At 60.9% G+C, this 19518-nt stretch carries 19 protein-coding genes and 1 pseudogene; 10 read left to right on the plus strand and 10 right to left on the minus strand.

Translation table 11 applies throughout. The annotated features are described in order from the left end of the window. Positions 1-98: 98 nt before the first annotated feature. The 5 genes from GWK63_RS15005 (at position 99) to GWK63_RS15025 (ending at position 6057) form a co-directional block, all read left to right on the plus strand. Positions 99-1298: a DUF3991 and TOPRIM domain-containing protein gene (locus tag GWK63_RS15005; protein WP_112210221.1), complete on the plus strand. Its 1200-nt coding sequence runs from the start codon at positions 99-101 to the stop codon at positions 1296-1298. 227 nt (positions 1299-1525) lie between these two features. Continuing rightward, positions 1526-2041, plus strand: a complete 516-nt coding sequence (locus tag GWK63_RS15010; RefSeq protein ID WP_223846563.1) for a hypothetical protein — start codon at positions 1526-1528, stop codon at positions 2039-2041. Next, positions 2038-4257, plus strand: a complete 2220-nt coding sequence (gene recD2 / locus GWK63_RS15015; protein WP_112210222.1) for an SF1B family DNA helicase RecD2 — start codon at positions 2038-2040, stop codon at positions 4255-4257. Before GWK63_RS15010 ends, recD2 begins: the two co-directional genes overlap by 4 nt. Before the next feature lie 98 nt (positions 4258-4355). After that, positions 4356-5492 (plus strand): ATP-dependent helicase, encoded by a 1137-nt coding sequence (locus tag GWK63_RS15020; RefSeq protein ID WP_223846564.1) that lies wholly within the window; start codon positions 4356-4358, stop codon positions 5490-5492. A gap of 130 nt (positions 5493-5622) precedes the next feature. Beyond that, complete coding sequence (locus GWK63_RS15025; RefSeq protein WP_112210258.1) at positions 5623-6057, plus strand: hypothetical protein; 435 nt, start codon at positions 5623-5625, stop codon at positions 6055-6057. Here GWK63_RS15025 and GWK63_RS15030 read toward each other — a convergent pair. Continuing rightward, positions 6051-6656, minus strand: a complete 606-nt coding sequence (locus GWK63_RS15030; protein WP_223846565.1) for a nuclease-related domain-containing protein — start codon at positions 6654-6656, stop codon at positions 6051-6053. The two genes, GWK63_RS15025 and GWK63_RS15030, sit on opposite strands and share 7 nt — an antisense overlap. Positions 6657-6812: 156 nt before the next feature. Beyond that, entirely contained in the window at positions 6813-7226 is a 414-nt protein-coding gene (locus GWK63_RS15035) for a winged helix-turn-helix transcriptional regulator (RefSeq protein WP_171791124.1), read from the minus strand. A 100-nt stretch (positions 7227-7326) separates the two neighbouring features. Here GWK63_RS15035 and GWK63_RS15040 point away from each other — a divergent pair, with 100 nt between their 5' ends. From GWK63_RS15040 to GWK63_RS15055, 4 genes are all read left to right on the plus strand, one after another. Further along, entirely contained in the window at positions 7327-8346 is a 1020-nt protein-coding gene (locus GWK63_RS15040) for a zinc-binding alcohol dehydrogenase family protein (protein ID WP_112210226.1), read from the plus strand. Positions 8347-8411: 65 nt separating this feature from the next. Further along, on the plus strand, positions 8412-8846 hold the full coding sequence (locus tag GWK63_RS15045; RefSeq protein WP_112210228.1) for a cupin domain-containing protein: 435 nt from the start codon (positions 8412-8414) through the stop codon (positions 8844-8846). 525 nt (positions 8847-9371) lie between these two features. Beyond that, positions 9372-10052 (plus strand): hypothetical protein, encoded by a 681-nt coding sequence (locus GWK63_RS15050; RefSeq protein WP_010511735.1) that lies wholly within the window; start codon positions 9372-9374, stop codon positions 10050-10052. 70 nt (positions 10053-10122) lie between these two features. Next, on the plus strand, positions 10123-10425 hold the full coding sequence (locus GWK63_RS15055; protein ID WP_102325775.1) for a hypothetical protein: 303 nt from the start codon (positions 10123-10125) through the stop codon (positions 10423-10425). 352 nt (positions 10426-10777) lie between these two features. On the opposite strand, the gene GWK63_RS15060 is transcribed toward GWK63_RS15055, so the two are convergent. The 5 genes from GWK63_RS15060 to GWK63_RS15080 all read right to left on the minus strand — a co-directional run bounded on the left by GWK63_RS15060 (position 10778) and on the right by GWK63_RS15080 (position 14034). Continuing rightward, the gene (locus GWK63_RS15060) at positions 10778-11185 is read right to left on the minus strand and encodes a hypothetical protein (protein ID WP_112210230.1); all 408 of its coding nucleotides are present in this window, start codon (positions 11183-11185) and stop codon (positions 10778-10780) included. A 13-nt stretch (positions 11186-11198) separates the two neighbouring features. Next, positions 11199-12011, minus strand: a complete 813-nt coding sequence (locus GWK63_RS15065) for a hypothetical protein (RefSeq protein ID WP_112210232.1) — start codon at positions 12009-12011, stop codon at positions 11199-11201. 110 nt (positions 12012-12121) lie between these two features. Further along, complete coding sequence (locus GWK63_RS15070) at positions 12122-12616, minus strand: hypothetical protein (RefSeq protein ID WP_078524628.1); 495 nt, start codon at positions 12614-12616, stop codon at positions 12122-12124. Next, positions 12616-13446 (minus strand): FAD-binding oxidoreductase, encoded by an 831-nt coding sequence (locus GWK63_RS15075; RefSeq protein ID WP_112210235.1) that lies wholly within the window; start codon positions 13444-13446, stop codon positions 12616-12618. Before GWK63_RS15075 ends, GWK63_RS15070 begins: the two co-directional genes overlap by 1 nt. Before the next feature lie 3 nt (positions 13447-13449). Then, the gene (locus tag GWK63_RS15080) at positions 13450-14034 is read right to left on the minus strand and encodes a hypothetical protein (protein WP_223846566.1); all 585 of its coding nucleotides are present in this window, start codon (positions 14032-14034) and stop codon (positions 13450-13452) included. Positions 14035-14730: 696 nt separating this feature from the next. Between GWK63_RS15080 and GWK63_RS15090 the strand changes: the two are divergent. Beyond that, a pseudogene (locus GWK63_RS15090) lies at positions 14731-15004 on the plus strand (MucR family transcriptional regulator); the annotation flags it as partial. 34 nt (positions 15005-15038) lie between these two features. Here the strand turns inward: GWK63_RS15090 and GWK63_RS15095 are convergent. From GWK63_RS15095 to GWK63_RS15110, 3 genes are all read right to left on the minus strand, one after another. Continuing rightward, positions 15039-15644, minus strand: coding sequence for a hypothetical protein (locus GWK63_RS15095; RefSeq protein ID WP_081749555.1), 606 nt, complete (start codon positions 15642-15644; stop codon positions 15039-15041). A gap of 227 nt (positions 15645-15871) precedes the next feature. Continuing rightward, positions 15872-17176 carry a DUF1173 family protein gene (locus GWK63_RS15105; protein ID WP_112210239.1) on the minus strand — a complete coding sequence of 435 codons (1305 nt, stop codon included), beginning with the start codon at positions 17174-17176 and terminating at the stop codon, positions 15872-15874. Then, positions 17173-19515 carry a type IV secretory system conjugative DNA transfer family protein gene (locus GWK63_RS15110; RefSeq protein ID WP_112210241.1) on the minus strand — a complete coding sequence of 781 codons (2343 nt, stop codon included), beginning with the start codon at positions 19513-19515 and terminating at the stop codon, positions 17173-17175. Before GWK63_RS15110 ends, GWK63_RS15105 begins: the two co-directional genes overlap by 4 nt. Positions 19516-19518: the final 3 nt, after the last annotated feature.

The raw sequence follows: 19518 nt of genomic DNA on the forward strand, positions 1-19518 counted from the left end.
GGTTGTCGGATGTTTCCGCACGATCATCTCAAATACTCACCGTAAATACCGGAGCGGTCTGAAACACAACCCATGCTGTTCGTGAAGGAGTGTCTCTCATGGCTTACACATCTTCCCCGGAAGCACAGCAAAGAGAACTTGATGAGCTTCGCAATGCTGTAAACTGCGCCGTTGTTCTGGAGAAAGCCGGGTTCCGGCTGGATCGGCAGGCCACCGCGCAGCGTTCCGCACGTAACCTGAAATTTCGCCGTGATAGTGAGGCCATTATTGTCAATCACGATGGCAAGGGCTGGTGGGACCCCAAGGGCGACGGCAAGGGCGATGTCTTCAAGCTTGTCCAGTATCTCGATCCCTCGAAGAACCTCGGTCATGTCAGGCAGGAACTTCGCGCCCTGATCGGCAGGAGCCCGACGCTCGAAGTTGTCGAGCGTACGAAGGGAGCGGGTGACAGACCGCGGCGCGATCCCGCTGAACTGTGGAACCGTCGCACCGCACCCGGGCAGGGGACGGTTGCATGGCGCTATCTGACGGAGATCCGTGGGTTGCCCGACCATATTGTCGCGATTGCCGGACAGCAGGGGGCGCTGAAGGAAGGCCCGCACGGAACTGCCTGGTTCGGCCACCGGGATGCGGACGGGCAGTTCACCGGCATGGAAATGCGGGGGCCGGATTACAAGGGGTTTTCGACGGGCGGGGTTGGCAAGCGTCTCTTCGGTTTCCGGGCCGACGGGGGAGAAGCACCCGTGACGCGCCTTGTCGTCACCGAGGCGGCCATTGACGCATTGTCCTTTGCAGCACTCGATCGCTTCCAGAAAGGAACGCTCTATACCTCGACAGGTGGCGGCATGAGCCCAGAGAGCGAAGCGAACCTGAAACGGGTCATGATGCAGGTCGCCGTCCAGCCTGAAGCGCGACTGGTTGTTGCCGTTGATAACGACCTGCAGGGGGATCGTTATGCCGGGAAATTCGCTGCGATGGCACAGGACGTCGGTCTCTGGTCGGGACGGATATCTCCGAAGGGGCCGGGAGAGGACTGGAATGCGGTACTGAGGACCCGCACGGAAGGAATGCAGGCAGGTTCTGTTCCCGTTGCGCCCTTGTGCCGCCTGTCCGAAGTTCTGGGTTCAGGGGCGAAAGCGCAGCCGGAGACGGTCTCTCCGTCATGGCTGGGTCAGGCCGAGGCGTACGGCACGGAGCGGCCGCCGCAGGTTTCGGCTCCGTCATTGCCTGCGCCGTCTGAACCTGTGGGCAAGCCCGCTGGACCACGTTCAGGTTCATCACCGGGGCTGTCCTTGTGAACCAGCGTGAATCCTTTGGGCTCACCCGGGCAGACGGCATCACGGGCTGCAGGCTTTGTCCAGATATATGCAGGCCTGCGCGCATGCCCGAACGGCTCTGCCAGGGTGGCGACGGGTATCCTTCCCTCCCTGGCGCGCGAGATGTTTGCACAGATGGCAGAAGAGTATGGTCCGGGTATAGCTTATCAAGCCCACAAAACTGTCCGAACGGACGGGTCCACCTCAGAATGACAATATTCGATTTGGCAAAATGGTGCGGCCATACGTCCGTTCAATCGACGATGAGCTATGTTCGGTCGAAACCTACGCAATTGGCGAGTGCGTTTGCCAAGGCGGATCAGGCGGCGCGGATGATCGAAATTGTTATTGATAAGGAGGTTATTGCGGCAGGCGCAACGAAGGATGGAGCACCTTGGAAGTATTACGATTTAGGTGATTCTTACTGTAGCAATGCGTTTTGGAGCACTTGTCCGCATCGCATGGCATGCGCACGCTGTTATTTCAATATTCCGAAGCCAAGCGCCAAGGGCGTTGTCCTGGCCGCTCAGCAAGCAGCCAATCGTTTACTGGAAGAGGTCTGGTTAAGCCCAGAGGAACGGGATGCCGTGTCCGGAGACGTTGAAGCATTGGAGGGAATGTTAAACAAGCTTCGAGATAAGCCAGCGCTGGATGGCCGAACGCCTGGCGAAATTTCGGCAACATGCGGTTCCCAAGTGTCTTCTCCGTTCACAGAATCAGAATGACCAGTGCCGTGGTTGGAGAACAATGCCAAACGGAAGCGCTGGCCGGCCTCGTGGAGCGGGTGACGTTCCACAACGCCGAGAACGGCTTCTGCGTCCTGCGGGTGAAGGTGCGGGGGCAGCGCGATCTGGTCACTGTTGTCGGCCATGCCGCCATGATCTCGGCGGGTGAGTTCGTGCAGATGTCGGGGCGCTGGTTCAACGACCACACCCACGGCTTGCAGTTCAAGGCGGAGTTCCTCAAGGCCAGTCCGCCGACCACGGTCGAAGGCATAGAGCGCTATCTCGGCTCGGGCATGATCCGGGGCATTGGTCCCGTCTATGCCAAAAAACTGGTGAAAGCGTTCGGCGAGGCCGTGTTCGACCTGATCGAGCAGGAACCGCATCGCCTGCGGGAAGTGACAGGCATTGGTCCCAAGCGGGCCGAACGGATTGTCGGTGGCTGGGCAGACCAGAAGGTGATCCGCGAGATCATGCTGTTCCTGCACAGCAACGGCGTCGGCACGTCGCTGGCGGTACGGATCTTCAAGACCTACGGGCAGGATGCGGTCAGACTGATCAGCGAGAACCCCTATCGGTTGGCGAAGGACATCCGGGGCATCGGGTTCAAGACCGCCGACCAGATCGCCCGGAAGATGGGGATCGCGCCTGATGCCATGATCCGGGTGAGGGCCGGGATCTCCTATGCCCTTGGTGAGGCGATGGATGAAGGGCATTGCGGCCTCCCGGTCGGTGAACTCCTGACCAGCACCGCCGAACTGCTGGAGGTCGCCGCCCCTCTGATCGAAACAGCCCTCGCGCTGGAGCTGGAAGCGGGAGACGTGGTCGCTGATAGCGTGGGAGAGACGAGTTGCATCTTCCTTGCCGGCCTGTATCGTGCGGAGCAGAGCATCGCCGAGCGATTGCGCGCCTGCGCCGTGGGTCGGCCGCCCTGGCCGGAGATCGATGCTGAAAAGGCCATGACTTGGGTGGAAGGCAAGACCGGACTTGCCATGGCGCCCAGCCAGCAGGAAGCGGTGCGCCTTGCACTGCGTAGCAAGGTGCTGGTGATCACGGGTGGTCCTGGCGTGGGCAAGACCACGCTGGTCAACGCCATTCTGAAGATCGTGACTGCCAAGGGCACAGACGTGCAACTTTGCGCGCCGACCGGCCGGGCGGCGAAGCGCCTGTCGGAAAGCACGGGGCTGGAAGGCAAGACCATCCATAGACTGCTGGAGACGGATCCGGGCAATGGCACCTTCAAGCGGGACGATACCAACCCGCTGACCTGCGACCTGCTGGTCGTGGACGAGGCCAGCATGGTCGACGTGCTGCTGATGCGCTCCCTGCTGCGCGCGTTACCTGACAGCGCGGCTCTGCTGATCGTCGGCGACGTGGACCAGTTGCCTTCTGTCGGACCGGGGCAGGTGCTGGCCGACATCATCGGCTCCGATGCTGTCCCTGTGGTGCGCCTGACCGAGGTGTTCCGCCAGGCGGCACAGAGCCGGATCATCACCAATGCGCATCGGATCAACGAGGGCAGGATGCCCGAACTGAGCGCGGAAGAGGGATCGGATTTCTACTTCGTGGAGGCGGCCGAGCCCGAGGTCGGGCTGCGCAAGTTGCTGGCCGTGGTGAGGGATCGCATCCCGGCGCGGTTCGGGCTGGACCCGGTTCGCGACGTGCAGGTGCTTTGCCCGATGAACCGGGGTGGCCTTGGGGCGCGGTCGCTGAATATCGAATTGCAGCAGGCGCTGAACCCGCCGGACGAGGTGAAGGTCGAGCGGTTCGGCTGGACCTATGGTCCGGGCGACAAGGTGATGCAGATCGCCAACGATTATGACCGGGATGTCTTCAATGGAGACCTCGGCGTTATCGGCAGGATCGATGTGGAAGAGGGCGAACTGACGGTCTCATTCGATGGACGGGATGTCGTTTATGGCTTCGGCGAGTTGGACGAACTGGTGCCGGCCTACGCCACCACCATCCACAAGAGCCAGGGCTCGGAATACCCGGCGGTGGTGATTCCGCTGGTGACGCAGCATTACGCCATGCTGGCGCGGAACCTGCTCTATACCGGCGTGACACGGGGCCGGAAGCTGGTCGTGCTTGTGGGACAGAAGAAGGCTCTGGCCATAGCTGTGCGAAATCAGGGCGGAAGGCTACGTTGGTCAAAACTGAGAGACTGGCTGGTGGGTACGTCAGGTACAGGTCATATATCCCGCCTAAAGAAACCTTAAAATTGCTTTTTTGAGGTTGTGAAATTGTATTCCACATAAATTCCTGGCGGGGGGCGAAAGTCGGCTTCCTGCGGAACTTCCCGCGTGAGTTTCCTGCTGTGAAGACGTTCAAGCTCGAGGAGAACTTCCGTTCCACCAGCAATATTCTTGATGCGTCGAATGCGGTGATTTCATTTGACCCGTCGCGGATCGAAAAGACACTGTTTACACGTCGGGGCGAGGGCCTCCCGATCGAGGTTCTGGGGTTCTCCTACGCCACCGAGGAAGCTGCGGCGATCGTCCGGGAGATTGGCCGTCGCGCAGCGACCGGCGTCGCCTGGCATGACATGGCTATCATTTACCGCCAGAACCGGCTCTCCCGAACGCTGGAGGAAGCATTGCTCCACGCTCGTGTTCCCTACGAGATCATCGGGGATGTGGGTTTCTATCGGCGTACCGCTGTCAAGGACGCTCTGGCCCTGCTGACGCTTTGCGCATGGCCCGATGAGCGCAGGTCGGACGAAGCCTTTCGGCGGATGGCCAACCGGCCCCCGCGGGGCCTTGGTGCCAGGGGCCTGGGGAAAATCGAGATAGAGGCTTCGGCGGGTGGTCAGTCGCTATGCGCGGCGGCCACACGGACCCGTCTGTCCCCGAGATGTGCCGTGGCGCTGCAGGGATTCGTCCAGATTCTCAGACAGATCGGATGTCGGGAAGGGGAAAGCCTTGGGGAGCGCCTTACCGGCCTGCTCGAGGCAACAGGGTATCTGGACATGCTGCGGGCTGATGATTCGGATGAAGCGGCAACCCAGCGCGAAAACCTCGCGGAACTGATCGAACTGGCCCAGGGTTTCCGGCGCGTGGAACACCTCCTCGAACATGCGGCACTGGCAGGCGGAGCACCTGGAGAAAAAGGGCGTGATCGCGTTCAGCTCATGACCATGCACCGGTCGAAAGGACTGGAATTCCGTCACGTCTTTCTTCCTGCGTGGGAAGAGGCGATTTTCCCCGGTGCGATGTCGCGCAATTCCGAAGAGGAGCGTCGCCTTGCCTATGTGGCGCTGACCCGGGCTATGGAGCAGGCCACGATCACGTTCTGTGATTATCGCCAGGGCGGCTCTTCGTGTCCGAGCCGGTTCATTGACGAAATTCCACTTGAGAACCGGATCAGCAGCTGGAATCACGGCAGGAACGAACCACGTCAGTCTGACGGTCATTGGAGGCAGGTTGATCAGGAACTGAATGCGCTTGGCTTGTGAATGCGGACAATGCATGCTCCGGCAGCGGCGACATGCGTTCGCGCGGCCGGGGCATTGCACCAAACAGGCTGGTTCCGTCCGACGATTCGGTCTTAAATTGCTTTTCTTTTGGTCGAGGGACGTCTGCTTTATGGCGAAAAAGCCGGTGCCGCCGATTGATCCCGATGACTGGGATGATGACGAGGCGGGTTTCCTGCAGCCCTTGGAGCCACCGCCGCCCGTCCGGGATCCGACGGATCTCAGGCTGCATACGCGCCAGCTCGCCGACCTTCTCCGGGCCAGATTTCCCGACAGATGGATCGGTGTGGAAATCGGCACGCTTCCGCTTCGGTGTGAGGACGACCTGTTCTCCGATTTCATCGACCTTGGAGATGGCCTTGGGGTTCGCCTCGATTATGATCCCGAGGAGCCGGAGCGGGTACTCTGGATCAGTGCCGGCAACCGTGACCATGGTGGTGAGCCGCTCGATTTTCCCCGCGATAGCGAGGCCTGTCGCGGGCGCATGCTTTCAACCGGGGAAATCGCGGAACTGCTCGATTTTCTCGACAGGGAGGCCGCTTACTGATGCCCGCTGGCATGGCAGACCAGCCCGATGCGCCGCCATGCGTTAATCAGTGTGCCCTGCGGCACGTTGCGCTCAAGATCGTGCAGCAGGGTTTCCAACTCGGAAAGGGAAAGGGTGCAGGCGACAAGCGCCGGTGACAGGACCGCAGTTCCCGTCATCACGACGTGGCTGAAGACCTGGATGGTCGGGTCCACGAGGCGGGCCAGCGCGTAGACGGCCCGGCAATGGGCGGCATTCTGCATCACCGGGCTGTAAATCAGCCGGGGCGGGGCGTCGGGCGCCTCGCCAGCAAAACGCTGTCGCCACCGTTCATCTTCCGGGTGTCCGGTCAGTTCGCCGCCATACCGCTTTGTCTCCACGACATGGATGCCCCGCGGGCTGAGGAACAGGTGGTCAATCTGGGTCGTCCTGCCGTCACCCGCCGGCAGTATGGCGTCGTGCAGCACGGCCAGGCCGCTCCGGTCGAGCACGTGGGCTACGGCGCTCTCTCCTTTCTCGCCCTGGATGGCGGCGCGAAAGGACCGCCAGACCTGCGCCTCATGGGCCGTCAGGCGGCAGCTGCCGGGAGGCTTCACGCGATGACGTCGAAGTCTTACCACGCAGTCTCCCCCTGTGGTTCCATGGCCCGATAGCGTGTGCCGTATATATGTCTGTCATGCGACTGGGGCAGGAGAAATACCGGGAACCGCGTATGTTCCGGGTGAGAGTCCGGGTGCATGTCCGCAACGTGGATGCGGATCACCAACAGTGCCTGCTCAACCGCCAGCCTGAACGCAGGAGACCGGACAATCGGCGGCAGGCTCGTCCAGTTTCGCAGGGGATTCAGGATCCCGCCTGAACCCGGTATTCTCGTCCCCCCATTTCTTGAGAGCCATGATGACCGGCTCCAGGGTCCGTCCCCGCGGCGTCAGGCTGTATTCCACCTTCGGGGGCACCTCGGCGTAGACTGTCCTCAGCACAAACCCGTCCTGTTCCAGTTCGCGAAGCTGCGCCGTCAGCATGCGCTGGGTGATATTGGGCAGGCGCCTGCGGATTTCGTTAAAGCGCAGGGTTCCCTCAAGCAGGTGGTAGAGGATCACCCCTTTCCATTTCCCGTCGATCAGCTGAAGCGTCGCTTCAACGGCACAGCCGGGACTGCAATCAAGTGATTTATGCCGGATACGGGCCATGACGGTATCATTTCCGATACTATGGGCGTTAAAAGTGCGTTCTTGTCCGAACCCAGCATAATGCTCACTGTTCTCCTTCATCAACACAGGAGCAGACATCATGCGCGCCGTCGGTTACCAGACGCCTTTCCCGATCGATAATCCCGCGTCCCTTCAGGATATCGATCTGCCGAAGCCGGTCCCTTCAGGGCGGGATCTCCTGGTGGAAATCAGGGCTGTGTCGGTCAATCCGGTCGATACAAAAGTCCGTCGCAGCGCCACGCCGGACGCGGGTCAGTGGCGGGTTCTGGGTTGGGACGCCGCCGGGATCGTTGTCGGCACCGGACCTGAAGTCACGGATTTTGCCATCGGGGATGAGGTTTTCTACGCAGGCGCGCTCGATCGCCCGGGAACCGATGCCGAATTCCACCTGGTCGACGAGCGGATTGTCGGCCGTAAGCCCCGTTCCCTGAACTGGGCTGAAGCCGCGGCCCTGCCGCTGACAGCGATCACCGCCTGGGAGATGCTGTTCGATCGCCTGGATATCCGTCGGCCAGTCCCTGGCGTGAAGCCGGCCGTGCTGATTATCGGGGGTGCGGGCGGGGTCAGCTCCATCGCCATCCAGCTGGCCCGGGTCCTGACCGATGTCACGGTCATCGCCACCGCCTCCCGGCCAGAAACGCGCGACTGGGTGACGTCCCTCGGGGCAGATCATGTGGTGGACCACAGCAGGCCGCTTGCCGCGCAGGTCGCGGCCCTTCCGACCGGTGCACCCGGCTTCGTCTTTTCCACGACGCAGACGGATCGGCATATGCCAGAGATTGTCGCGCTGATCGCGCCCCAGGGGCATTTCGGCCTGATTGATGACCCGGCCGCGCTCGACGCCCTGCCGCTGAAGAAGAAAAGCCTGTCGCTGCATTGGGAGCTGATGTTCACCCGTCCGCTGTTCGGCACAGCCGACATGGGCAGGCAAGGCGAGATTCTCAACAAAGTCTCACGCCTTGTGGATGACGGGCGTATCCGCACCACGCTCGGCAGGAACCTCGGCCTGATCACGGCGGCGAACCTGCGGCAGGCCCATGCCCTGATCGAGAGCGGTCAGGCAAAGGGCAAGATCGTGCTCGAAGGTTTTCCTGGCTGAAATGGAGAAGATCATGAAAGCGCTCGTCGAGACATGGTGTGGAACATGGGCGGAGAACAGGCCTCATGACTGATGAAGAGCACCTGATGACCCTGAACCGTACCGGTGGACGGTTCGATCTCAACAGGATTGTGGCAGCGTTCCCGCAAACCGCGGATACGATGCTGCTGGATACCTATCTGACCGACAGGCCGGAAGCCAGTATCAGGGTGTTCCGGATCTATCGGGACGTGCCGCCGCATTATCATACCCAGTGTGATGAAGTCCTCCATGTGCTTTCCGGAGAAGGGACATTCTGGATTGATGACCCGGCTGAGGAAGCGCCGTTTGTCCCCGGGCACCTGCTGGTCTTTCCGCGGCGTGCGGTACATGCGGTGCCGCGTATCCTGCGTGATCCTGTCATTTTTCTTGCCATCGACACACCGCGCCGGGCACCGGATGACGTGGTGTTTGTCGATCCTGCCAAAGGCACGCCTTCCGGTTTCATCAAGAGTATCTGAAGTCATGTCGCGGGTCACAGATGAACTGGATCTGTGTCCCTGCAGCGCATGCCCGCAAAACGCGGCGTAAGCCCAGGGCATCTGGAGACAGTTTCCTTTCCCGAAAGACCTGGTCCGGGAAACATCTCAGTTCAGCAGGAAAAAAAAGAAAATCAGGGGCGGCCCCTTCGGGGTTCTCTCACTCTGGTTCGCTAAGCGGCTGCGCCGCTAACCTCACTGGAGCCCCCTGCGGGGTCTCCACGCTTTCGCGCAACGGTTCGACCGCTCGCCCTGGGGTTCTGCAGGATCAATACTTATGTAATACATAATAACACTGTGATTAATAAAATTGGGCATAAGGAAATAAACGTAATAAAAACAATAGTAAACTAATATTTACTTCTAATATATTGTCTTTTTTATTGCATTTATATTCTGTCTGTACTATTCTTTATTTGTGGAGAGGGAAATGGTTCCCGCCACAGACGCCCCGCCCGGTGCTCGAACACCGGACAGGGCTGACGCCAGACAGAAAGGTTAGGTTTCATGTCCAACGCTACCAACACAATGACCGCCGCCCTTGCTTCCGCGCAAGAGAAGAAAGCCGCCAGCAAGGCAAAATCGGGCCAGAAGGCCCCCGCTGCCCGCCGTTTCGAGGAAGCGGCCCGGCGCGCGCCTGTCATCACCATCGAGGCCGCCGAAGCCCTGATCCCCGTTCCCGACCAGATCACCAAGATCGTTTCCCATTTCGGCCTTGAGGACTTCGACGCCGACGCCCTCGCGGAAACGGCCCGGCAGGCTTTCACCGTCATCGCCCGCAGCCTCTCGCCCGTGCTGGTCGTGACCACATGGAACGGCGAGCAGAACGACAAGGGGCTGGAAATGCACCTCCAGCGCATGGCGGGTGCCGCTGTCGCGTCCGCCTTCGGGGCCGCCCAGTTCTATGACGCCAAGCGCGCGCAGGCCCGCGAACTGTCCTCACAGTTCAACGAGTATCGCGAAGAGGACCGGATGGGCGTCGACGGGCTGGAAAACAGGGCGGCCAACGCCCGCCGCTTCGCAGCCGAGCAGGGGATCAAGGCCGCCGCTCTGGTCGCGTCCGCCCGCGGGGCCCTTGCGGCCTACGAGGACATGATCGGCACCCCGTGGAAGCCCTACACGGCCAGCAACGCCCGCACCATCGACCAGCGGGCCGCAGCTGCCGAGATGGACGCCCTCGGCTTCTGACCGACCCGGTCGGACCCACGGCGGGTCCGGCCACCCACGGCAAAGTACCTTTCCGCAAGGATCGACCCGCATGAGCGAATATGAATCCATGGCAGACCGCGACGAAGCCCTTGCGCTTTCGCGTGCTGCGCCCCACCACGCCTGGGTCCTGACAGACCGGGACGTCTGGCATCGCAATCCTTTTTATCACGGCCCGGAAATGCCGCACCCCGAAGATGACGGCGCCCATGACTTTATTGCCGACCACGGCATCGACGCATGGCGGGAGGCGACCACGGCCGCAAGGGCCGCAGCCATCGCCGCAGCCGAAGCGAAAGCGCGCGAGATCGCGGACGCCCCCGACCCCTGGTGGCCCGACGATCCAACGCCTTGAGAGACCACGCCGCAGGAGCCCGGAAACCGGGTTCCTGCTTCTGGTGTCCGGCGTCGCCATCGTGCTTGTAAAAAAATGCCCTGAAACCAGCATGTCGCCGCGAGGCGCCCGCCTCAAGCCCGCTGCGCGCCGCGCTTCGCGCGGTGAGGACACGCCCCTTTCAGTGAACAGGGCCGCCCGGAACGCAGGGCGGTGCCCCGCGCTCCGGGCAACCCGGTCCACCTCAGGGGCATGCCCTCAGGCTTGACCCGGGCACCTCGCGGCCCTCCCGGCGGGCAGCGGTCTTCCCTGATCCGCTCCCGGGGAAAACAATGTAGGCCATGCAGCATGCCGGACTGTGGAGATGACAAACCTACTGTGTCGCCCTGCCGAACACGAAGCCAAGCTTGCCGTCATTCATGACATAGGGCGTGCAGGTCATGCCGGGATGGACCGCGTCGTAGGGTTTCAGCCATCTTGTCGAGACCCAGCCGGGACGCAATGCGAGATTCATGCTCCGGACGTAGCCGTTCGTGGGCGGTGCGTCCGTGGCGATCGGGAGTACCGCCAGCGCAGGAGCAATGCTCGGGGCACCGTCCCGTGGTTCGCTCTGCAGCGGGATCGGATGCCTGAAATCCATCATGACCCGTGCCGGCGCATCAAGGGCCATGCATCTGTACCCGTCGAGCGCACGGACCGGGGTTCTGTGCAGCGCGAAGGCCGGATGGCTGATGCTGCAGGTGAGGGCCGCAAGGATCGCGGCCCGGTGGGAAAACCTCATGCTGGACTCCTCGTCAGCCGGTCAGGATCGAACTGGACGCAGCACTGCCCATTTTTGCTGCGACCGCCGCGCGCCATTGGCCGACCGTGGTGGTTGAACTGATATTGTTCCCCGACATTGCCGTGCTCGATATGTAGGACGACATGAGGCTGCTGTCGTCGGCCGTCGCGATTTCTGCACCCGCGCTTGGGCCAAAGTTATAATAGGCCCGGGCATCAAGGGCCGTCGGGTTACTGATGCCACTCTGCTGCAGGCTGGTTGCGGCATCCTTGAGATACTGCGCTGCAGCCACCGCCTGTGTCGCCGGGTCCTGCTGGCCCGCCGTGCCGCTGGTGATGGATGAGGCCAGCGATGGGTCTGCGGCCAGTGCCTCTCCAAGGGTCTGGCTGTAGGTCCCGTTGCTCATCTGGAACGCGCCGGTGATCGTACTGCCGTTTCCGGCCGTGTAGAGGTTCTGGCAGCCGGATTCCACCACGCAGGTCGCGGCAAGCGCCGATGGATTGACGCCCAGCGCCTCGGCGTTCTGGGCTGCCGCATAGCCCCATGACTGCTGGTATAGGGTTTCGAGCGCATCGCTGTCGGACGTGCCTGCTGTCGTTGTCTGGGTGACGGCGCCGCTTCCGCTGGTGGCCTGGGCTGTGCCCGTCGTGTCCGGGGTCCAGCCACCGAGCCCCGGTTCCTGATAGGTTGCGTTGACATGTGTCGGGAGCCCGCCCGGCACGTTTACGGTTTGTGCGTGCCCGATCGGCGGCGCGACGAGGCCGCACGTTACAAGGATCACGGTCGCTTGCGTCGTGCGGCGGCATGGAAAGGGGAGCCGGATCACCTTGGCCTCCTGTTGTGAGGCGGACAGGATCGGCCAGCATCATGCGACCTGTGTCAGTACTTCGTACGGCGTTTCAGTTCTGGCCCTGAGCGTGTCCGTTGTGGACAGGCTCAGGGCATCCGTCCGAGCGCAAATCCCGCTATCAGGACGATGGAACTGTATCCCAGGATGCGAAAGGCCGTCTGCAGGTTGTACCGTCTGGTCATGGCCGTGGCCTGGCTCTCGATGGCCCCCCTTAATCCTTTCGTCATATCCGCGGTGATCGCGAGGAGTTTCTTCTCGACCAGTTTTTCGTTGATGGTGCGCAGCGTGTGCACCGCTTCAATGCCGTCCCTGAGGTGGCTGCGGATGGCGATCGTGTCCTGCGCCAGGGTTTCGCGCTGCTGTTCCGCCACCAGCCTGCTCTCGGCAACGGAGCGGATGGAGGCGCGCCTGGCTTCAATGCAGAGGGTGCCGATCTGGTCTATCGCTGCGACCAGCGCCGAAAGGACTTCGACTTCGGGCGCGATCGGACGCTCGACCCACTGGGCGGCGACCCGGCGCAGGTTCTCCATTCGGATCGCGAATTCACGGTCTGCCGCCTCGATGTCGCCCTGGGCTGCCATCAGACATTCTCCATCACCACGTCGGGCAGTCCCTTTGGCATCCGGGGCAGATAGTCCGCTCCGAGGTCGCGCAGGAAGAGGGGCACGTCCCGTTTGAGCCAGCGATTGACCCTCAGCCTGTCGAAGACCGAGCTTTTCGGCTGTCCGGGAACCGGCTTGTTCGCAGCAAAATCCATGAACGACTGCCCACGATCCGCGATTTTCTTCAGCCCGTTGATCGCGGGGAACACACCGTGCGCGGCGCCTCGGTCCAGAGCGTTGAGCACCGCTTCGTTTTCGAGGATCTGGCTTACCGCCTGAGGTGTGTCGATACCGACGGGAAGCAGGCCCTCATTTATGACAATAGCCGTGCGGGGCGGCAGGAAGCCATGCTGCTCCTGAAGGTCCTGCAGATAGTCGATGTCCGCATTCTCCATACCGATCATGAAGATCGTCACAAGCGAGACCCCGAGCTCGTCCAGCGCCGCGACAAGGGGAGATGAGCGGATCAGTTCGTGCATCGCAGTCCATCCTCCCCCGATGTCGAGGATCGCATCATGGCGGGATTCAACCAGTTTCTCGATCTGCCCTTCGAGCCAGGCAGCCTGCCCGGTCGGGGACATGCTGTCCGCTTCCAGAACCTGCGGACCAAGCGATGAAAGCGTATGCGAGCGGTTCATGGAATCCGTGTTCCAGATCTCCGGTCTGCCTCCCTGCTGGGCCGTGATCTCGGCCAGTGATTTGAGGAATGTCGTCTTTCCCACCCGCTGGCGCCCGATGGCTACGAGCAGGGTTGGGCGTGTCACCAGATCCGTTGGGTCTGCGGCGTCTGTGATCGTGGCGGATGCCATGCCTTACTCCCGATGAAAACCGGGCTCCTTCCGCTTCAGTCGCGCAAGAAGATCCCGCTTGATGGCCTCGGCCCGGGCGCGACCAATGGGAAAGTTCTTCTCCCTGGTTGTCTCGCTGCCCGAGCACCCTGGCACTGTCGCGGGCAATGATGCGACCTGCGCGTTTTTTTCGGCGGACACTCGTGGTGCGGGTACAGCTGCTGCATCGGGAAAGTGAGAGAGGTTTCTCTGGCCATCATCGACAAGGTCGGGCTTCCAGTCCTGCGGCAACCGGCTCGGATGGGTGGTGTGGACGGGGGGATCGACTTCTACCGAGGCGGTCTGTTCCTCAGCATGTCCTTTTCGGGCGTTCCTGACCTGTACCCAGAGCTTCCTTACCTTCCTGAGGCCGGAGTGGTCTGCGGAGATATCGAGGCCGCTCTCGCGCATCACGGCGATGACGGGCTTCCATGAGCCACCAGGCGGTCTGATGGCGGCAACGGCGTCATGATGCTCGGTTAGCCAGAGCAGGACGGAACGGGTCGCTGCCTGGGTGGTCATGGCAACTGCGTGTTCGCGTAGGCGCTTTTGGACATCGATATTGGCCACGGTCAGTATCCCTGTTTCCAGCGTTCAGAGGTTATGTGGGGATTTTCGGCTTCATTGCCACTACAGCGCTCCCTTTCCGCTCCCTTGTCGCTCCTTTCTCGCTCCCCTGTCGCTCCCTCTGATTTAAGGAGCCTCATACACCATTGCACCGTTGGTGCGGGCGGCTTCGCCGCCAGAGAAGGACACGCGGCAAAGGGTGGGCCTGTAAGGCCTGCCCCTTCCGAGCAGTTGGTTATGGTGGGTCGCATGATGGGGCCAGATGATGCTTGCAACCATCATCCGGGGGAATCAGCCATGTGCGTCAAATCAGACAACACGATCCACGCGAATTTTACGGACGCGGCTCCCCAGAGTGTCCTTGACGGCGTGCCTTGTGCTTTTGGCGGAAAGCTGGTCCGCTCCGTTTTCATCGACGGGTTCACATGGTTTGTGGCTGACGACGTGGCGCGCGCTCTTGATTACGAAAGTGCGAGGAGTGCGATCAGGTATCTTGATGCAGACGAAGTAGCGAAAGCGTGTTGATTTTCACTGAGAACTGACCCGGGTAGGGCGGAAATTTTCATCGAGATTTGGCTGGGTCAATTCCTGATGAAAAACCCGGGTCAGTTCTCAGTGAAAATCAACAGTCAACTCTTCAGCATCCTCCCAGGACCACTGCGAGCCGTCCACACCATCAGTTCTCAGTGAAAATCAACATCCTATGGCGTGACGCTTGAAGAATATCGGCGGAAGTGGGGACTTCCGTCTCATTATCCTATGGTCGCTCCCAATTACACAGTGCGCAGATCGGAACTTGCACGAGAAATCGGATTGGGGCGAGACATAACGTCTGCTGCGACAGAATTTGATGATATGGGCAACGGAACCGGCATTGCCAGAGAGGTCGCAGGAGAAGCGTCGGGGCAGAAAGAAGGCCATCCACCAAAAGCGGAGCGCGCCGTCAGACGAGGCGGCGTGGCTGTTCTTTTGATTCAGTCATGATGATGAACAGACGGCTGTCTACCTTATATCCCGACGCTAGAGTCCGGCAGACGAAAGATTCCTTTTATACAATCCAGATTGCGGATTGCGATCTGCGTGTGTGTCTTTTCCCGGAAGGCGCTACCGGGATAGAGTTCGCCGCCTTCCTGGAAAAGGCCGCGCACCGTATCATAAGGTGCGAGATGAGACTCTGGGGCTTCAATAGAATCGTGAAGATACCTGATAACAGCGCAGTCGAGGTTACGAAAAAGTTTATCACTATTTACGTCGTGCCGGGAATCACGGTTCACCGGCATCGGTATATCATCCGTGCTTAATGTCTCTCGCAGGCCTTCATAGGCGGTCTTGAGCATCTCCAGGTCTTCGCGTGTCGTTAAATCAAGACAGTTGCCCAGATCTACGACCAGACCAATAACGAACGGTTTGAAACCGGAATCCCTGCGCTGTTTCTGATATGCCCATTCTTGCGCACGTAACGGGTCGGACTCCCAGACATAGAAACCCGGTCCAAGCCAATCGTAGTCGGTCTCCGACGGAGTTGGTGCGCTTTCTCCGTTAATCAGTTTCCGGCCGACCTCTTCAGAACAACCATGATAACCGAGTACAAAAGATGTATGAAGAGCTGTCAACGCAGTTACGCTTTAAGCATGCCCTCAATGCGTGGGTCACGCGTGTACTCTTTGGTAACCGCGCCTTTGCTATCGATAATCCCCATTCGCAGCAAAGCCGCATGGGCTGTCCGCTTGCTCTTCGTGTTCGCAAGGGTCTGCTTTCTTATTGCTGCCAGAGCAACCTGATGGGAGTTCAGCTTCATGGTGCTACATATAAGGCAGCCAAGTGAAGAAGTCACCCTGTTTTATCTCAGCCTGCCTGATGGAAAAGGCGGCATCCGGCTCCCTGTTGTCGCATCCCATGACCACCATCCACCTGCTCCGAAGGTCGCGTCGTAGTAGTTTTCTTTTTCGGCTCGTCTGGTAGTGTAGGCCTCGTCCGTGCGACCGAAAACTTCCATTGGATATCCGTCACTCCGCGCGGTGTCCTGCAAGATGAAGTCGGGAAAAACGAGATCCCGTTCTGCGTCGAAACGTAGTGGTTTTTCGAATGCGCGTCCCGCTGCCACGAGGGCATCGGCTACCGCCAGTTCATGGCTGCTTTCGAAAGGAAGCATGCTGCGAGAGACGGTCATCAGGGCACCGGTCCTGACTTCCGCCTGGATCCAGCCCCTCCACCGGCTATTGTGCGTTCCGATGTTTCGTGCCGTCACATAGAGCAGCGCTACAACATGTGCCTGCCGCGCCGCTTCGGGCAGGGCGAGCGTGGCTGCCGCCAGCTGGTGCGACCGGGCAAGACGGTTCCTCTCGGCCGCAGGCACTGTCAGAAAGCAGCGGTAACCGTTGCGCTGGCCGCTCAGGGTCATGGTGAAATTGCCCCTGGGATCTGGTTCCAGAGCCTCCACGAACCCGATCAGGAACAGATGGTTTTCCTTTCCTTCTGTCCTGACAATGGCATGGAAACGCCGTCCGAACTTTTCATGCCCTGGGGCAACAGGGCAGAGAAGATCGGAGATCAGTCGGCCCTGCGCCCGGATCCGGGTTCCGGCAGAGGCGATCCGACCCAGGGCCGCTGTCGGTGTGCGGTGTCTGGCAAATTGCGGCCGCCATTCGGTCAGCCCCGCCCGCTCCCACAGGAGATGGAGCAGCCCGAGAGGCGTCATCCGGCGCTGTCGCGCCTGTCCGGGCCGATCTGAAGCAGGCAGCGGCGTGTCATCGACTGGCCGGGGTGGTCCCTTGCGGCGCAGGCCGATCGACAGGGTCACAGCGACATCCCCATCCTCACCCTCGCGAATTACGCTATTTACATAGCTGGCGCGCCCACTTTTCTCCGGATCAGGCTTGTAGAAGGGGCATGTCTTTTCATGAAGTGGCCCTTCATTTGGCCATACGGCGAGGTGATAACTGTGACTGTCCGCCCGGTAACGGATCTGTAGAGGCAGTGAGGCCCCGCGATGCTGGCACAGGCATCGCGCCTTGTCAGAACGCTCCGCGCTCCAGCTCTCATCATATTTTGCCTTCAGGCGGCGTCCCCAGCGCTCCGGGTCGGTCCGGCGCCATTCGAGCTGGAACCTTTCCCCGCCGGGAAGGATGATGATCGTGCCCGTCATGCCGAGGTTTTTTCTCGCAATATCCTGATCTGGGCGAGGATTTCCTTTTCGGTCATTCCGGTGCTGGCCGCGCCCTCCTTCGGTGCGCCTTTTGTCATAGCGTCCCTGACACCCAATAGAAGCAGTGCCTGACGCCGGGCTACACCGGGCTGCCGGTCCACGCGGCGTTCAATAGCCTCCAGGCGTCCAAGCAGGTGACCGTCGATGGGAGGTATGGTGCGGGGCGGTGTCCGAAAACCGGGTTTCGGGATGGAGGCAGCGTCACGCAGCATATAGGAAAATGGTGTCAGCATGTCTGTTCCGGCTGCATGCTCATTCTCTTCATCGTCATTGGCGGTCGCAACCCGGCGTGGTGCGGCGGCGACTGCTGCACCAATCTGTGCAAAATTGCGCAGGATGTCTTGAGAACCTGAACCGAGGCGGTCGACTGCTTCCTCGAGTGCGCGAACATCCGGCTCGTCGTGTACGGTGGTCAGTTCAGACTGAAACAGACCGCCTTCGATTGTCGCGAGGAGGGCAAGCAACTGCTGGTCCGGGGGCACCCGATTCAGGTCCAGCGGCGCTGCAAGCATGACCGGCTGGGCCATGCGGATCGCGCCTGACCGCCCATTGACGGCGGCAAAGAACGTCTTCGAATGGACGATGCGGCCGGCATACATCGTTATGGCCTCGCCCTCGATGAGTGACTGAAGGTCTGCCCAGGGAATACGGGCGACTTCCCGGACTTCGGCACCCCGTCCTTCCCGGTAACTGCCAGCCGAGTTGCCTTCGAAATGCGTGGCTTGACTGACCTCGATCCGATCGGACTGCTTTTCGATCCACTCGCGCGTGCGCATGGCATCCTGCAGGCGCATGGCGTGGGTGAGGTTGGCGTTGCCGAGCAGGGTAAAGGCTTTGTCGCCGATGCGTGTCGTAAGACCCGGAAGATCCTGAAACCCCAGCCAGAACATGCAGTTCAGGCCGCGTCCCATGGCCAGCTGCCGGTCCATGCCGTCCGTGACGTAGGCGGAGAGTTCGTCGTAGAAAAAATGGAACGGCGCGTCGCCGCTGCCTGCCTTGAGCTTGAAGACCTGCTCGGCGGGGCCGTCAAGGCGGGCGCCAAGAAGCTGGGCCATGACGCCGCGACCGGCCGCGACCACGATCTTGCCCAGTCCGGCCAGCGTATCCGATGAATTCTCCAGCGCGGGCAGCGTGACGACGAGAATGCGGCGGTTCAGCACCACATCGCGCATGTCGATATCAGGGATCTGGGCACGGAATATGTGTCCGAGACTGACGCCAAGCTGTGTGAAGACCCGGGTGAAATACATCTTGGCGTAGCCATGCTGCTCGCTCGGTTTGTTTTCCTTCTGCTCATTCCACGCCAGAGAGGAATCATATCCCGGCAGTTCGCCCAGATAGGCCTGGGCCGGATAGAGGATATCATCAGGAATTTCGGGAACGCTGATCTCGATGGGGTGATCGGAGCCGGGATTGCGGATCAGGAACACACGATGCCGGGCCAGCGTGCCGATCCAGCGCAGTTCCATGGCGTAGCGCATGGTCTCGATGTTGATCGGCACGCCGTGCGTGTCGCGCATCCAGGTCAGCACTGGAGCGATCGTGCCGGCAAGGCCGACAGCACGGTCCCGAAAGACGCCGTTGGCGTCGTTGCTCGACGGCTCACCAAGCTGGCTGACCAGCATTTCACGGATGGCGTCGGCATTGCCGGTTGCAAACGGATTGAACGTATTGGACTGGCGAATGCCGCTTGCGGTCAGAAAATTGAGATTGAGCACCTGGTCGTCCAGCCCGAAGCGGCGGGCAAGCGCCAGCACATCGCCGTGGACCGTGTTGTCACCCTTGCCGTCGATCAGGATGAACCCGGATCCATGCGCGAGAGGATTGGCCAGCAGGGAGATGGCGGATGTCGTTTTGCCTGCACCCGTTGTGCCGGGCACGGCGGCGTGCTGGCGCCCCGCGTCGGATGAAAGCCAGAGTTGCTGGCCGGTCAGTCCGTCCGTTCCAAGATATATGATGCCTGCCGCCGCCCGCGGCCGACGGGTTTTGGGATCAAGATCGTGTTTGTCCTTCAGGCCGGAATACCTGGGCAGATGAAAAGGCAGCACGGGCTGGCGGGTCATGACCCAGAGCGTCAGGCAGAGGGCGAGGGGAAAGATGATCCCGACGATCGCGGGAGCCAGCACGCTGAGCCCTGCCAGAATCATGAGGGCGAACCCGGAACTGCTGGATTGCAGCTCTTCGGCGATCCGGACCGTGAAGGGACGCGTGTCGCGATAGGTGGAGCCGTGTTTCAGTTGCTGGTGGACCTGCGGCCCGCCGATCTCGCGCTTCACCATGCT

The sequence above is a fragment of the Komagataeibacter rhaeticus genome, from assembly GCF_011611525.1.
GTDB lineage: Bacteria > Pseudomonadota > Alphaproteobacteria > Acetobacterales > Acetobacteraceae > Komagataeibacter > Komagataeibacter rhaeticus.

Excerpts from the sequence above, each read along its gene's own strand:
- GWK63_RS15005 (WP_112210221.1), top strand. The coding sequence starts at position 99 with ATGGCTTACACATCTTCCCCGGAAGCACAGCAAAGAGAACTTGATGAG.
- GWK63_RS15010 (WP_223846563.1), top strand. The coding sequence starts at position 1,526 with ATGACAATATTCGATTTGGCAAAATGGTGCGGCCATACGTCCGTTCAA.
- recD2 (WP_112210222.1), top strand. The coding sequence starts at position 2,038 with ATGACCAGTGCCGTGGTTGGAGAACAATGCCAAACGGAAGCGCTGGCC.
- GWK63_RS15025 (WP_112210258.1), top strand. The coding sequence starts at position 5,623 with ATGGCGAAAAAGCCGGTGCCGCCGATTGATCCCGATGACTGGGATGAT.
- GWK63_RS15035 (WP_171791124.1), bottom strand. The coding sequence starts at position 7,226 with ATGGCCCGTATCCGGCATAAATCACTTGATTGCAGTCCCGGCTGTGCC.
- GWK63_RS15040 (WP_112210226.1), top strand. The coding sequence starts at position 7,327 with ATGCGCGCCGTCGGTTACCAGACGCCTTTCCCGATCGATAATCCCGCG.
- GWK63_RS15045 (WP_112210228.1), top strand. The coding sequence starts at position 8,412 with ATGACTGATGAAGAGCACCTGATGACCCTGAACCGTACCGGTGGACGG.
- GWK63_RS15050 (WP_010511735.1), top strand. The coding sequence starts at position 9,372 with ATGTCCAACGCTACCAACACAATGACCGCCGCCCTTGCTTCCGCGCAA.
- GWK63_RS15055 (WP_102325775.1), top strand. The coding sequence starts at position 10,123 with ATGAGCGAATATGAATCCATGGCAGACCGCGACGAAGCCCTTGCGCTT.
- GWK63_RS15060 (WP_112210230.1), bottom strand. The coding sequence starts at position 11,185 with ATGAGGTTTTCCCACCGGGCCGCGATCCTTGCGGCCCTCACCTGCAGC.
- GWK63_RS15070 (WP_078524628.1), bottom strand. The coding sequence starts at position 12,616 with ATGGCAGCCCAGGGCGACATCGAGGCGGCAGACCGTGAATTCGCGATC.
- GWK63_RS15075 (WP_112210235.1), bottom strand. The coding sequence starts at position 13,446 with ATGGCATCCGCCACGATCACAGACGCCGCAGACCCAACGGATCTGGTG.
- GWK63_RS15105 (WP_112210239.1), bottom strand. The coding sequence starts at position 17,176 with ATGACGGGCACGATCATCATCCTTCCCGGCGGGGAAAGGTTCCAGCTC.
- GWK63_RS15110 (WP_112210241.1), bottom strand. The coding sequence starts at position 19,515 with ATGGTGAAGCGCGAGATCGGCGGGCCGCAGGTCCACCAGCAACTGAAA.